10 protein-coding genes are annotated in these 16,046 nt (G+C 40.8%); 7 read left to right on the top strand and 3 right to left on the bottom strand.

Annotation, left to right across the window (positions count from 1 at the left end):
- Positions 1-228 precede the first annotated feature (228 nt).
- The 7 genes from EV194_RS05010 to EV194_RS04980 all read left to right on the top strand — a co-directional run bounded on the left by EV194_RS05010 (position 229) and on the right by EV194_RS04980 (position 11,491).
- Positions 229-5,025, top strand: a complete 4,797-nt coding sequence (locus tag EV194_RS05010) for a BNR-4 repeat-containing protein (RefSeq protein ID WP_132432699.1) — start codon at positions 229-231, stop codon at positions 5,023-5,025.
- A gap of 311 nt (positions 5,026-5,336) precedes the next feature.
- The gene (locus tag EV194_RS05005; protein WP_132432697.1) at positions 5,337-5,807 is read left to right on the top strand and encodes a GbsR/MarR family transcriptional regulator; all 471 of its coding nucleotides are present in this window, start codon (positions 5,337-5,339) and stop codon (positions 5,805-5,807) included.
- Between the two features lie 80 nt (positions 5,808-5,887).
- Positions 5,888-6,652 (top strand): outer membrane lipoprotein-sorting protein, encoded by a 765-nt coding sequence (locus EV194_RS05000; RefSeq protein WP_132432695.1) that lies wholly within the window; start codon positions 5,888-5,890, stop codon positions 6,650-6,652.
- 431 nt (positions 6,653-7,083) lie between these two features.
- A complete protein-coding gene (locus EV194_RS04995; protein ID WP_132432693.1) occupies positions 7,084-7,788 on the top strand; it encodes an ABC transporter ATP-binding protein in 705 nt (234 codons plus the stop codon).
- Positions 7,789-7,885: 97 nt separating this feature from the next.
- Entirely contained in the window at positions 7,886-9,109 is a 1,224-nt protein-coding gene (locus EV194_RS04990) for an ABC transporter permease (protein WP_132432691.1), read from the top strand.
- Positions 9,110-9,115: 6 nt separating this feature from the next.
- Complete coding sequence (locus tag EV194_RS04985; RefSeq protein ID WP_132432689.1) at positions 9,116-10,339, top strand: FtsX-like permease family protein; 1,224 nt, start codon at positions 9,116-9,118, stop codon at positions 10,337-10,339.
- Positions 10,340-10,351: 12 nt separating this feature from the next.
- The gene (locus tag EV194_RS04980; protein WP_132432688.1) at positions 10,352-11,491 is read left to right on the top strand and encodes a hypothetical protein; all 1,140 of its coding nucleotides are present in this window, start codon (positions 10,352-10,354) and stop codon (positions 11,489-11,491) included.
- Between the two features lie 115 nt (positions 11,492-11,606).
- Here the strand turns inward: EV194_RS04980 and EV194_RS04975 are convergent, their stop codons facing one another.
- The 3 genes from EV194_RS04975 to EV194_RS04965 all read right to left on the bottom strand — a co-directional run bounded on the left by EV194_RS04975 (position 11,607) and on the right by EV194_RS04965 (position 16,019).
- A complete protein-coding gene (locus tag EV194_RS04975) occupies positions 11,607-14,492 on the bottom strand; it encodes a SprB repeat-containing protein (RefSeq protein ID WP_132432686.1) in 2,886 nt (961 codons plus the stop codon).
- 156 nt (positions 14,493-14,648) lie between these two features.
- Positions 14,649-15,269: a lysophospholipid acyltransferase family protein gene (locus EV194_RS04970; RefSeq protein WP_132432684.1), complete on the bottom strand. Its 621-nt coding sequence runs from the start codon at positions 15,267-15,269 to the stop codon at positions 14,649-14,651.
- A gap of 96 nt (positions 15,270-15,365) precedes the next feature.
- Entirely contained in the window at positions 15,366-16,019 is a 654-nt protein-coding gene (locus EV194_RS04965; RefSeq protein ID WP_132432682.1) for a carotenoid biosynthesis protein, read from the bottom strand.
- Positions 16,020-16,046 lie beyond the last annotated feature (27 nt).

Genomic DNA, 16,046 nt, shown 5'->3' with positions numbered 1-16,046 from the left:
TAGTATTTGAAATCGATACTGGATATAACAAAAAACACAATCAATAACACAAATTTGATGTGCCATCAAAAACAATATCCATTCACACTTGCGAATTAATTGGGATGTTGTGTAAGCTATTTCAAATAATTAATAGCCTATTTAAATTTTATGCAAATCCTTTCCCAAAAGCCTGCCTAATTTCACACTATTAAACATTTTTAATTATTTACAAACAAACAGACTATTATGAATGGCCTATTACCAAAGAAATTAACTCTGAATCTTACAATATTATTATTGTTTCTCTGGGGTATTAACGACATCAATGCTCAGAGGGTTCTTGAAAGTTCTGCGTTTCCCGAACCTATAACCAGTCAAAGCATCGTTTACGCATCGATGATTTTTATAGACGAGAATGAAAATGGGAACCATGATGCGGCTTTCGTTCTATCTCAGGATGAAATTCAGAGTTGGAGTGACTATTCAGCTGCAATAGCATTTTACAACAACATTCAAGTTCGCCATGGAGGAGTTTTTAGTGGCGAAAACAACATTACAAATATTCCTGTTGTTTCAGGTTCACTATATCATTTTTGGATTGAAATTGATCCTGTATCCAAAACCTACACTACTTGGGCACAAACAGGAAACATGCCTGAACCGGTACTAATATTTGAAAATGCTGATTTTAGGAATCAGGATGCAACAGCCATTGAAAGATGGAGCACCATAAACAACCCGCAGGGTGAACCTGATATTGTAGAAGTGAAAACTATAAAATTAGTTGATGCAGTTGGTAAATTGCCACCAATGGCAATTTACTTTCCAGGAGGAAATGATGGCAATCATAGCAACGTAGCTATTCCTCCATTAAATATAGAAAACTTGCCGGTTACCATCGAAATGTGGTACATGCCTGACCCCATGCAACCATTTTACTCAACATTATGGTACACAAGGGAATCTGAAAATAACAATAGTGGAGTACAATATGACAGATGGGGAGATACTGAAAAAATTAAAGGAGTCTGGAACGGGAGTTCCGGTACAGGACTTCATCCTAATTACCCGCTAAAAGGAGAGTGGAACCATGTTGCTTTGGTAATAACCGAAAACACAAAGACTCTGTACTTAAATGGTGTACCTTTTGAACAAACAGGGTCATTTACAAATTTCAACTTTAATGGAACAACTTATCTTGGGTGGGATCCTGCTGTAAATGATCGGACTTTAAGAGGTCTGGTTAATGAATTCAGGATATGGAATACTGCCAGATCAGCACAAGAACTATCCGATTATAAAAACGAAACCCTTACAGGTTGCGAAGATGGGATTATAGGTTATTGGAACTTCAATAATGCATCTCCTCAGGTCACCGATCTTACAAATAATGAGAAACACGGGATCATAAATGGCGCTGTTTACGTTGACTTAACAGATGCATCATTAAAGAGCATTTCTCTTAGCACAGGCAGCATAAATGAAAATTTCAGCTCTTCAATATTTAACTACACAGCAGAATTACCTTCAGGCACTACCTCAGTTAACATATCTGCTGAAACATCAGTTATATATGGGGCTAACATCCACTACCCAAACAGTGGTATCATTGATGTTTCAAGTGGAAGTGCTGAAATAGAACTCATTGTAACAGCTGCAGACGGTATTACAACTTCAAGTTACAATATTCAATTGGTTGTAATTGATGAATCGAAAGATGCAACCCTGGCTCAAATCACACCTGAGATAGGGGCTCTGGATCCCATCTTTGACCCGGAAGTTTCGCAATATAATTTGATTGTTCCTAAAGGTACTACATCAATTAACATTGATGCTGAAACAAACATACAAGAAGCTTCTTTGGCTGGAGATGGCAACATCTCTCTGACTAATGGAATGACAACTGTTCACATAGAGGTTACTGCAACAGATGGCGAAACATCAAGAACTTATACAATTAATGTCTCCGAAGCAGATGGAACCAATTATGCATTACAACTTTCCGGAGATAATGGAAATAATAGTCACATCAATATTTCAGGTTTCCCCTTAAACAATTTGCCCTACACCATTGAAATGTGGATTAAACCTGAAGCAACCCAGGCGGATAATACAGGGTTATTCTACCATAGGGGAATATCTCAGAGTGGAATTCAATATGCGTCAGGATGGCAGGGATCAGGAAAATTGCGATTAATGACTAATGTTGCAAGCAACGATTATGGCACCCTTACTGACATAGAAGTAGTACCGGGAGAATGGCAACACGTCGCTGCAGTGGTCACTTCAACTTCTAGCACCATTTACTTAAATGGAAATGAATATTCCAGACAGGTTAACAATCAAAATTACGATTACTCAACAGGTAATCTATATATTGGCTGGGACAGTGACGCAAACAACAGAGCATTTAACGGCACTATAGATGAAGTTCGAGTTTGGAACGCCGCAAGAACAACTCAACAAATAGAAGAGAATAAGTTTACAATCTATAACGTTGGAAGCGAAGAGCAGTTGTTGGGTTATTGGAATTTTGATCTTTTAAACAACAGTCAGGCTGTCAATCTGGGCTCAAGTAAATATCACGGAACAATTAAAGGTGGCACATATGTTGTTTCTTCGGTGTTTACACCGATGGAGTACCAAAGCAGCAACTCCCAACCGTTAGTTGGATACATCAATGCCAACTCAAAGAATAACGCAGTATTAAAATTGGAAATTCAAACCAGATATCAAAAGAATCCATTGCGCTTAACAGAGCTGGTTCTAAATCCAGCAGGTACTTCAAATAAAAATAATATAACCAATATCAGGGTTTACTCTACAGGCAAATCTGAGCTGTTTGACACAGCCCAACTTATTGCTGAACTAAAAGATGAATCAATAACTGATGAATTTGAGATCCAACTTGATCACACATTGATAGCAGGTAATAATCACATATGGATTACTTATGACATTTCCTCTGAGGCACTGAATGGTGATGAGTTTACTTTGTATTGCGAGAGTTTTATTCTTGATGGAGTGGAACCTCAACGTTATGTTCCGGAAAAATTGTCACCGGATAATAAGTTAACTGTAAACACCGAGTTGTTTATCAATCATTCTAAATTTCAATACGACGTTGTAACGCAAGTTGCAGCCACATCAGTTGAAGGAGCCAATTTTGCCTCGTTTCAACAAAACGCCATAATGACTTACAATGGTTATCAATATGTGACATATTGGAACCGGGCTGCAAGAGTATGCCTGGCAAGGAAGCAACTTCCTGATGGAGAGTGGGAGGTTATAGAGTTTACAGATCACACCGTGAGCCTAAGTCGAGTGGCGGATAACCATTATACGATTTCAATGGGAATATGTGAAAACGACGGCACCATTCATTTATCATACGATCACCACAATACCGAACTAAGATATAAACGCTCAGTTCCAGGTCTAGCAAACAATCCTGATGAGCATCTCTGGAATGAAGCATCCTTTGGCCCAAGAATTAATTACCTGATATCCGGCAATCCGGTTGGCAATGTAACTTACCCCAGATTCCTTTCAAAACCCAATGGAGACCTTTTATTCGAGTGCAGAATAGGCTGGAGTGGCAGCGGAGATTCATTCCTTTGGGAGTATTCAGGAGAATCCGGTACCTGGACCTACATCGGTGAATATCTTCATGGCACTACAAGCGATGAAAATGCATACATCAATGGAATCAATTACGATCCCAATGGACGACTGCATGTTTCATGGATTTGGAGACGAACACCTGATCCTCGGACAAATCATGATGTCTATTATGCATACAGCGATGACGACGGAAGAACCTGGTACAATGCTCAGGGTACTCAAATTGGAACTGTCAACACCAATCCTGTTACTCTAACATCTCCGGGAACAAAGATTTGGGATATCGGAACGAACAGAGGACTTATTAATCAGGAGTCTCAAGCTGTTGACAGTAAAGGACGAATCCATATCCTTCAATCTTACATGCCGGATCATCTTCCAAACAACAACGATTTTTGGGGTGCCAGAATAAATCATGGATTTCTGCGTCACATATTTATTGATGACGATGGGAACTGGCACAATACCTTAATTGCGCCATCAGGAAGAAACAGAAGTGAAATTGCAGTAGATGAAAACGATAACGTTTATGTTGTTGGTGGGAATTACAGGATATATTTTGCTGCAGCTTCTGAAAACTATCAAACTTGGACAGAACTGGATGTTTCCGAAAGTAATACTGGAATGAATGAAGGACTGATCGACAGAACAGCATTATTAAATGAGAATGTTCTTTCATTTGTATTTGCTCATAGCGACAATGATGGAAAAATCATTGTTCCTTATTACCAACTTGAACAAAAGCATCCAGGAAATGGGAACGGCTTAAATCTCTCATTATTCGAAGATGAAGAAGTAACTATTCCGGTTAGTCAATTCCTTGATAAAGTCAATATAGAAGGAGGTGTGATAGATGGAGTTGGCTCCGGACTTTTAAGAGTTTCCGGAGTCTTAGAAACCAGATATGCAGAACCATACTCTTTATACCTTACAACATCAGATAACACCAAAGTATGGATTAATGACAAACTGATCCTTGAAACCGGGACAGTTGCATCTGCAACTGAATTTAGAATTGAGATGCCTCATGTCCCTTTTCATAAAAACAGAATCAGAATTGAGTCAGAGTACAATGCAGAAACAACCCGATTAAAACTTGAGTGGGAAAGTCAATCTCAAACAAGGGAAATCATCCAAACATCATCTCTGTATGGAAAACTGATAGATTATACGACAACTTTAGAAACAATCAAGGAGGATATCAATTTCCAATATTTCCCCAACCCTTTCAACAATGGAATCACCATTTTAAAAAGCGGAAATTTCATGTATCAGGTATATTCGATAAATGGAGTAATGGTGGAAAGTGGCTATGCATCTAACCATATCGAAATTGGGCATCAATTGATAAGTGGAGTTTATATCCTAACCATTAAGCAGGACAGCAGCAGCAAAACTGTGAAGGTGGTAAAAATGTAGTCATGTTTATGTAGCTTAAGGCTCTTAACCTGCTTTATTCAAAACCTCTAAATTGATTACCTAATTGGTTCTGAATAAAACAGGTTAACCACCATTTAGGTGATAAGATTCAAACCACAAAGATCATTAGGAAATCCCTAATGATCTTTGCTTTTTTGATGTGGCTATGACCACATCAATTTTAAGAAAGCAATTAAAACATCTCAATCGCCTGGAATCAATTTTTAATATCGTTTTTTTAGTTCTTTTATTGCAGAACTTAATAATATGTCATATATTTGTACCATCATTAAAATACGAAGAATAGAAATATGTCAACCATAAACGATAGAAGTGCATATATTGAAGAAACAGGATTGCTGTTTGAAACATTCGGAATGACACGAATGGCAGGAAGAATTCTGGGTTACCTAATGGTTACGGATAAAGAGATGGTCTCTTTTGACGAGCTCACTCAGGTATTGCAAGCCAGTAAAAGTTCCATCAGCACCAATGTAAAAGCCATGACCCAAACCAAGTTTATAAAACCTGTTACCATCCCCGGCGACCGAAAAACCTATTACATGTTATCCGACGACATTTCATGGGTGGAACTGTTTCATCAACGCACAGAGCAACTTAAATACTTGAAGGCTTTATACAAAAAGGGACTTAATCTCAGATCCAATAAAAAGGACAAATCATCGGTCTGGCTGGAAAATGCCATCGAATTCTATGATTGGATTATTGAAGAATTTCCGGAAGTGCTGAAAAAATGGGATCTTTATAAAAAGAATAAATAGTTTACGACTATTTATTTATCTTTTTGGTTCTTTTATGCCCGAACTTATTGTATTTAAAAAACCACATAAAACTAAATAGAATGAAAAAAGAGGCTAAACTAACAAGAACTATTCTGACGATTGGCTTACTGGTTCTTACTGTTTCATCAGCTACTGCTCAGGATCCCAAAGAGATCATCCGCAGAATGGAGGATAACATGCGAGGAGACGCATCCTACAGTGAAATGACTATGAAAACAGTTCGCCCCAGGTACACACGGGAAATTACCATGAAATCATGGGCATTGGGTGATGATTACTCTTTAATATTGGTTACAGCTCCGGCTCGCGACCAGGGAACCTCTTTTCTAAAACGAGGCAATGAAATTTGGAATTATGTTCCCAACATTGACAGAACCGTCAAGATGCCTCCCAGCATGATGTCTCAATCGTGGATGGGAAGCGACTTTACTAACGACGACTTGGTGCGCGGGACTTCATCTGTTGATGACTATGACCACAAGTTGTTAGGCAGCGAAACTATTGATGGTGTTGATTGCTACAAAATTGAAATGATCCCCCACCCTGAAACACCAGTGGTATACGAAAAAGTAATATACTGGGTGAGTAAAAGCAACTATTTGCCGGTAAAACTTGAGAACTATGATGAATACCAGGAGTTGGTAAGCACCATCCTGTTTCGTGAGGTGAAAAAATTGGGCGGCAGGGAAATCCCTACAATTATGGAAATGATACCGCAGGAGAGAGATGGACACAGAACCATCATCACCACTCACAAAATGGATTTCTCAATCAATTTGAACCGGAGTTTCTTCTCTCAACAGAACATGCGAAACGTGAGGTAATTCAAATCTAAATTAATTGAGAAACTATGGGTGCAATTTACAATAGAGCGTTAGACTTTCAGATATTAGATTTAAGACATAAGCAAGATTCTCATTATCTGGTATTTAGATTTCACACAATTAGATTCATATATCTGATAATTAGGCAAATAAAAAAGAATAACGAACTATTAACAATTGGAATAAAGGAATTAATTAGCAGGTAACGAACACAAACATCTGAAACCAGCAATGAGAACAACCCATAGAGATTCAATGTCGTTTAGTTAATGAAAAATTATATTCGCCTTCGCTCACCCTTTTATTCCCCAAGGGGATTCCAACCCGCGCAGAAGGATTTCCCCCTTGGGGGGATTAAGGGGAGCGGGAAGGATAAATGCCTTAACTAAAAGTCATTACATAGAGATAAAGAATTTCAAAACATATGAAATATGAAAACAGTCATAAAAACCACCAACCTTCAAAAGATTTACAACAATTCTGTGGCGCCTGTTAAGGCGGTGAACGACATCAGCCTGGAATTCAAGGAAGGAGAGTTTACTGCTATTGTAGGCCCGTCAGGTAGTGGAAAAACCACTTTTCTGAATTTGATAGGCGGATTGGATAAACCAACCGGAGGGGAGATATTCATTGATGGAACAGAAATTTCCACGATGAAAGAGAGCGAGCTTTTCGATTTCAGATTACGAAACATTGGTTTCGTATTTCAATCGTACAATCTGATTCCGGTGCTAACAGCAAAAGAGAATGTCTCATTTATCATGCTTCTGCAAAAACGTCCCAAAGCTGAAATGGAAAAAAGGGCAACGGAGATGCTTGAACAGGTGGGTTTGTCCGACAAGCTCAACTCACGCCCCAATCAGCTTTCAGGCGGGCAACAACAAAGAGTTGCAGTGGCGAGGGCACTAGCTTCCAAGCCAAAATTTGTACTGGCTGATGAACCAACAGCCAACCTTGACACAGAATCGGCATTTAACCTGTTGGATATCATGGAAAAACTTAACAAGGAAGAGAACATAACGCTGATTTTCTCAACCCATGACCAACGAGTCATCGAACGTGCCGGAAGAGTAATCACTTTGGTGGACGGAAGAGTGAGTGAGGATGAGGTTGGGAGTTCAAGGTTTGAGGTTTGAGGTTTGAAGTGCAAGGTTTGAAGTTTGAACTTTAAACTTAGAACTTAGAACCTTAAACATAAAACCTTAAACTTTACACTTACTAAAAAATAATAAAATGAAGATTCTCTTAATACTTGCCTGGCGCAATTTGTGGCGCAACAGAAAACGGACATTGATCACCGTCAGTTCGGTATTGTTTGCCGTACTTTTGGCCACTCTGTTCGTTTCTATGGAGAAAGGCTCTTATGAGCGTTTGATTGACAGCATGGTTAGATACAGCACCGGCTATATACAGATTCAGGATGTGCTTTTTGATGAAGAGCCTTCCATTGACCACACCCTGCTGTTTGACGAAGAGATAGAGGCTATACTTAAGAAAAACGATGAACAAATAGCCTTCCATGTTCCAAGGCTGCAAAACTTTGTGCTTGTAGCTACAGAAAACAACACCCGCGGAAGCATTCTGAACGGGATAGACCCTGAACTGGAAATCAGGATGAATGATCTGAATGAAGACCTCGTAAAAGGAGAGTTTCTAAAACCCGATGATAATGGTCTGATGTTGGCAGAAGGATTGGCGGGAATTCTGAATGTAACCGTTGGCGATACGCTGGTACTGCTCGGGCAGGGTTTTCATGGCTCAACTGCTGCGGGAACCTATCCGGTAAAGGGAATTGTAGATTTGAAAATTCCGGAAATCAACAACAACACCATCTACATGTCGCTCAGCGAGGCTCAATGGTTTTACGGAACAGGCAACCGGGTAACCTCTCTTATCATTATGCCGGAAAACCCGGCACGTACTCAGCAGCTGGCCGAAAATCTCAGAATGATGATTGACCCGGAGTGGCATCGGGTATTAACTTGGGAGGAGTTGCTTGAAGACCTGCTTAATTTAATGAAATTTGATGTGGCCGGAACCATGATCATGATGATGATTCTATACATAATTATTGCTTTTGGTTTGTTTGGCACCATTCTTACCATGCTGATTGAACGGCGCAAAGAGTTTGCTCTGCTCTTCTCTCTTGGGATGAAGCGGGCGCAGGTGGCCATTGTCTGTTTTTTTGAAGCCCTTTTTATCTCAATGGCGGGCGTAGTTCTTGGAATCATCATTTCAATTCCGGTTGTGGCGTGGTTTTACCACCACCCCATTCCTCTCTCGGGTGATATGGCCGAAGCCATTGCAGACTATGGCTTTGAGCCGGTGCTGCCATTTTCTGCAGACCCAAACATATTTTTAAACCAGGCTTTAATAGTACTCATCATCTCCTTTCTGATTGGACTGTTTCCTGTTTACAAGGTATTCAGAATTCATATCATGGAAGCAAAAAAATAGATTTCTATGAACACACTACTAATCATATCATGGAGGAACATCTGGCGGAATCCTCAACGTAGTTTTGTAATGATTATAGCCATAATGGCCGGGTTGTGGGGTGGCCTTATGGCCGCTTCCCTTGCTCAGGGACTCATGAATCAACGATTCAGAACCGGTGTGGAACAGGAATTTTCACACCTCCAAATTCATCATCCCGAATTCATCAAACAAGACAACGCAAAATATGTAATTGAGAACCGGGAGGAGCTGACAAACCAGCTCAATAACGATGAACTGGTGGCCGCATGGAGTGGCCGCACCATTGTGAGTGGCATGATGGGGACTGCAACATTGACCAGCGGGGTTACCATCAAAGGAATTGACCCTGAGATGGAGGCGCAAACAACTTTTTTGAACGAAAACATCATAGACGGTTCATATTTAGATGAATCAGCACGTAACCCCGTGCTGATTGGACGAAGTCTGGCAGAAAAAACAAAAACCCGTCCCGGCTCACGAATTGTTCTTACCTTTCAGGATTTGGAAGGAGAACTGGCATCGGCATCGTTCAGGGTATCGGGCATTTTTCAAACAGCCAACTCCTTTTTTGATGAAACCAATGTGTTTGTGTTAAAACAAGACATTGGCCAATACCTTGGCAAAGTAACTGTTGTGAATGAAATTGCCATCGTGTTGAGCGATTTAAACCAAGTATCAGACTTTGCAAAAAACTACGCTTCAAAATACCCTGAACTGGAAATCAGAACCTGGTCGGAACTGTCTCCCCAACTGGCCTTTTACAATGAACTGGGAAGTACAATGTTCATGATTATCCTGATTATCATCCTCATGGCATTGGCTTTTGGATTGATGAATACCATGCTGATGTCGGTCATTGAGCGAATCAGAGAACTTGGTATGCTGATGTCCATTGGAATGAGTAAAAGAAAGGTGTTTGTGATGATATTACTGGAAACAACTTTTCTCACACTTACAGGCGCATTGGGTGGCATGCTGACAGGGTATGCAACGGTATCTCTTTTTCAAAACAAGGGAATTAATTTGGGAAACGTAGGTGGCGACTCCCTTACCGACTTTGGCTTTGAGCCAATTATATATCCTGAACTGGCTCCCTCCTATGGATTGGTTTTACCAATTCTGGTGATAATTACAGCATTTTCAACATCCATTTATCCTGCATTAAAAGCCATCAGGCTTAAACCGGCCGAAGCGGTAAGGCAGGAGTAGAAAAAGTTTTTTATGAGAACAAGAATATTCACCCTATTTATATTCATCACAACTTTCAGTTGCCTAAAGGCAACTGAAAACATCACCGTGAGAGGCTACGTAAAAGAGATGCCGGGTGTAAGGCTCTCCAACAGCTTTTCTGATCCGGCCTTCGATAACCTCATCCACAACCGCTTAAACCTAAGGTGGGATTTGAACAACCACCTCCGCCTTGTGGCTGAAGGGCGTAACCGTATTATATACAATCCACTTTTCGCTGATTATCCATTTTTTGCCGACATCTTGGCCAAGGACGATGGATTGATGGACTTATCGTGGAACTGGTTGAACAATGGTCGGTGGGTTGGGAACTCAGAGATTGACCGTATATTTATGGATTACAGGCACAACGACTGGCAATTTCGTGTTGGGAGACAACGCATCAACTGGGGAATCAACCTGGTATCAAATCCAAACGACCTATTCAACACCTATTCATTCTTTGATTTCGATTATGAAGAGCGACCCGGAGCCGATGCCTTAAGGATTCAATACAACATGGGATTTGCTTCACGTGTGGAGGCAGCTTACAGTCCGGCTCGAGATGGACGCCAAAGTGTGGGTGCTCTGATGTGGGTAACCAATCACCGCGGGTATGATTTTCAGATACTGGCCGGTTATTATCGACACCGAAGTGCGGTTGGTTTTGGCTGGGCAGGCAACATTGGCGGCGCAGGATTTAAGGGGGAAGCTACATGGTTTCAGGGTTTGGATAACAGCAATAACAACGACATAGTGGCTGCCACAGGAGTTGATTACATGTTTTCAAACGGCACTTTTGGAGTACTGGAATTTCTGTACAACGGCGGTTACAGACCATTAGAAAGTGCAGCACTTTTACTGAACCAACCACTTTCGGCTGATAACATCATGTTCTCGGAATATGCCATCACACTGAGTTTGCAACATCCTTTTTCACCGGTACTGTCGGGAGGAATGGCCATTATGTCGCTTCCCGACCAGCAATCATTCTTTATATCACCATCCTTGTCCTACTCACTTATGACCAACTGGGATTTGGATTTTATATCGCAAATATTTGCAGGAGGTAGAAACACCATTTTTGAAGAAGCCGGATCTGCATGGTACGTGGCATTGAAGTATTCGTTTTGAATTGGAATTGGGAATTAAGAATTAACCACAAAGTTTTGTTTATGAAGAAATTAAAATCTTAATGATTTTAAATGTATAGATATCCTCTGAATTCTTTGTGGTTAATCACATTCTCCTACTGACCAATTCTTAATAGCTTTCCATCCTTTTTATCGTGGCCTGTAACCATTTGATAGAATAAAATTTTATCATTACCCTTGCCGCTGAATTTGGTTCTATAAACGACACCTTTTCGCATTTTGCCGTCAAAAAGGGTTTCCACCGGAACACCTGCCTGATTATATATGATTAACTTTCCACGGGTGTCAACATTGGATTCAAACTCAAACCAAGTATCATCTGCCGATGGATTTGGATAGGAAAACATTTGAAGAGACCCCGCATTTACGCTGTTAACTTCTGAACTGAGTTCCACAATTTCAAGACAATTTCCGGCTTTAAATGCCACCAAAAATGATCCTGAATTAAAATCTCCGGCATCACAAAGTTTAAATGAGACGGTGAAGCTGTCGCCCGCCGTTTTTCCAAATCCTTTTATTTCGTCAATTTTGATTCCTGTTAACCCCGACTTAGGGTCTGTGCGATTGATTTCCTGTTTCCAATTCCGTGAATTGGAAACTTTATAGGCGGAGTGTCCATCCAAATCAATCACCAAATGAGATAAATCGTATCGGCAACTGCCATCGGTAACAAAGGTTAATTCGTATTTCGTGCAATTCTTAAATGAACTGGTAACGACAACCTTATCCAACCAAATACAACCCTTCATACATCCATCATCAGGTTGTTCTCCGGTGTCATCGTCTCCATCATCAGGGTTTCCTCCATCATCCAAATCTCCGTCATCTGAGTCAGAATCGTCTCCATCACCGGGTGTACCTGTGTCGTCATCGTTTCCATTGTCATCAGCGGTACATACCACCTCAATGAAATCCATGGCTTCACAACCATCGGGAGAGGTAGCCATTAAACTGATGACTGCACTTCCCGTTCCGGCACTATAATGCAACGTAGTTGCATTGTAGTTTGTAATCATCCATCCGGATGATTCGGAATCTATCATCCACTCAAAATCATCAGCATTAATTATCTCGGCATATACCAAGTTATTAATGCTTTCACACTCCGGATCATCGGCCGGTAAAATATTGACGGTGGGCAATGTTATTTCGTTTATTATAAAAGATGAAAAAGCCTTACACCCTAAAGCATCAATGACTTGTATTTCATAATTTCCGGATGGCAGATTTTTCTCATATACGGATTCCTCAACGTCATTCCAATAAATGGCATAAGGTTCGGTTCCGCCGGATATTTGAAGATTTGCTACTCCCGTTTGTGGATTAAAGCAATCCGGTTGGGAAATTTCGACATTTAAACTTAAGGAGTGCTGCGATAGGTTGACTGTGATGCTTTCACTGGCGGTGCATCCCTTTTGGTCGGCGACCGAAATGAGATAATTCCCATCCGCATCTATTGAAAATTGTGTGTCGGTTAACTCTCCGTCGAGATAGAACTGGTATGGAGCCTCGCCCCCGCTGGCTGACAAATCAACCAGCACCGAACCGTTGGCATCACAGGATTGTGAACTCACTGTCACATTCAACTGAATGGCGTTATCGGCCTGAATGTTTACCTGCTGAGATATTTGACAGCCATTGGCATCGGTAATCAATACAGAATGCTGACCGGCAGGAAGGTTTTCAACTTCTAAACCGGTATCACCGGTACTCCAATTTGCGGTATAAGGTGCTGTTCCGTTATTGGGAGTCAGAATGGCAGCCCCCCCCTCTCCCTGACAATCGGCGTGAATAACCTGAACTGAGGCGAAAAACACCTCCCGGGTTATCGAAAAAGAGCGCATTTGGGTGCATCCCTCCGCATCGGTAACCGTAACATGGTATGAGCCTGTTCTAAGTCCGGTCAAATTTTGTGTTGTGGCTCCGTTTGACCACTTAAAGCTATATGGTTCTGTTCCGCCGGTTATATTGATATCAATGGTTCCGCCGTTGGTTTCGTGACAAGCCGGACGATTGGTAACACCAGATATCTGAATTGGCGATTGGCTGTTGACATAATATGTACGTGAAACAGAACATCCTGCTTCATCAGTAACTTTGACGCTATAACTTCCCACGGCCAAGCCATAAACATTTGCAGTCTCCTCCCCATGGCTCCATTCGTATTGAAAATCCCCGGTTCCACCGGTCACTGTCAAATTGATATGCCCATCGGGCTGAGTACAGGTGGCAGGCTGATACGAAGCTGCAACATTAATGATGGAAGGTTGAGTAACCTCCTTTGAAAGTTCTATTGAACTTCCGGCAGCATCAGTTATAACGACAGAATATTGACCAGCCGGAACATTTTCCAGAACGGCTGTCTCAGCACCATTTTCCCATAAATAAATGTATGGCAATTCTCCACCGGCGACTTCCACCGCCACTGAACCATCAGAAGCCCCAAAACAGCTGACATGGGTTGCTGACATTTGAGCTGTCAGTTCATCCGCTTGGTCATCTACATCTGGGATAAGCTCCTCATAATAGACACACCACGCAGCTTTATAGGACACCTCAAAACCTTTCAAAATGGTTTCCAGGCATTCAGAATCTCCACAAACTGTGTAGGTAAGCGTGAATGACCCGGGTTTTCTTCTTTCACCAAACCCTTTGATATCGTCCACTTTTAAACCACGTACTCCTGTTGTAGGGTCGGTGATGATGTACTCCATTTTCCAACCTCCACTGTTCCATGCTTCCGTTACAGAACCGCATGGAATGGCCACTACAAAATGAGAGAGCGCAAATCGACAGGTTTTATCGGCAGATATCTCCAGCGAAATGGTAATACAATCATCAACTTTCTCAATGGATATAATTTCTGTGGAGAAACACTCAACACATTTATCCTTTTTATTTGTGGCCTGCAATACCGTAGATAATAGAATTACAGTCAAAAAGGCACAAAACCGCGGTATCCAATAGTTCATCCTCTTCATTTTCAGCGTGGTTTAAATTGGTAATTTTTATACGCCGAAGATGAGTGAAGGTTTCGTTCATCAATGTTTTTATGCCGTTCGTGTAATTTTTAAAACCGTTCGTCAAATGCAAACTTAAAACTTATAGTCCAACGCAAGTCTTAATCCCATTGCTTCTCAAGATTCTATCTCGGATTGCTTCTCAACAGCTTGAAAGTAAAACCTCCTAAACTGCTCTTCAATTGAATCTGCTGTTGGTTCATTACATTCCGCTCTGCCCAAATACAAGTTTAAAACAGGATTCCGGTTAGAGAAGTAGTCCACCAAAGCCACGTAAAATAAAACATGATTAATGCCGGATTTTTTCAAAACATACTCAATACCCGGCTGAAAAGGCAATACTCCTGCCGAAAAAGAGGCTATCTTTCCCTGTGGGTACATGACCACCAGATTACCCTGCTCTCTCAGTTTTTCTGCGGCATAATTAAGAGACTCCAAAACAGACCGGCTCCCGGGTTCTATTGAAAAAGCACCAAAACGGCTTAGAAACTTTCTCTCTTTCAATTGTTTTTCGAGCATCATTACGTGTAAGCGCTTTTGGAAAAAGCGTTTATTGAGGTAATATACCCAAAATCCATCCCACCAACTCACATGATTGCCTATGATTAAATGACTGCTCTCAACATCTCTATTCCATTCTCCAACAACATGAATTGAATGAAAATCCTTCTTCAGGATTCGATGAATATAATAGTTAAAGAAAGAGTCGTACAACCGATTATGGCAGGTTTTAATCATAAGGTTAGATGATTAGAATTTTAGATATTAGATGGAAAGTTGAGATAAAGAAAAGAGAACTATATTACACAGTCTCTAAGATCTCTCAAAATTCCTTTACAAAAAGATGTTCAACACCAAAAAGAACACCATTTGCACCCAAAATAGGCGGATGGCAATAGGTTTTACAGTTTTTACATTGAATAGTTCGAAAAGCCCAACAACAATAACGGCCACCACAAACCACATAAAATAGTTCTGCAAAGGGACAACTCCGCCAGCCCAGTCCCACATCCCGGTTTTCATGGCCACGGGTTCCATTATAAAATCAAACAAAACCATAAGTGCTGCTGCAGAGAATGGAACCCATTTTTTAAGTGCCGGATACTGACGAACAATGGCCGTAGCGCCATAAGCAAGTACCAGCCAATTGGCTCCAATCAGAATGGGGGCATCAAACACTTTCCACCCAAGATTTGGTCCATAGAAGTAGCTTCCGAAAAGCATGCCGGTTTTTGTCCCAATGGCCTCAACCGCAATGGTAAAAACAAAGATAAAAGAGAATACTGCAATCTCTGTTTTGTTGTAAGTTTTATGAAACAACAGGATTAAAAAGATATTCAAAATTACCGACAGAGGAATCAGCGCCTCAAATATTGGCCGGGTGTAAGGTATCAGAAAGCCTGCTACCCCAACACAATAGTAAATGATAAGAAATCTTTCCACCTCCTTTTCAGTAAGGTTTTTGCAATAGTTTACAATAAAACTCATGGGAATTATCTTTTTAAATATATGAAA

The organism is Natronoflexus pectinivorans (assembly GCF_004345615.1).
Classification (GTDB): Bacteria; Bacteroidota; Bacteroidia; order Bacteroidales; family Marinilabiliaceae; genus Natronoflexus; species Natronoflexus pectinivorans.
This window is presented reverse-complemented; position numbering and strand designations above follow the sequence as displayed.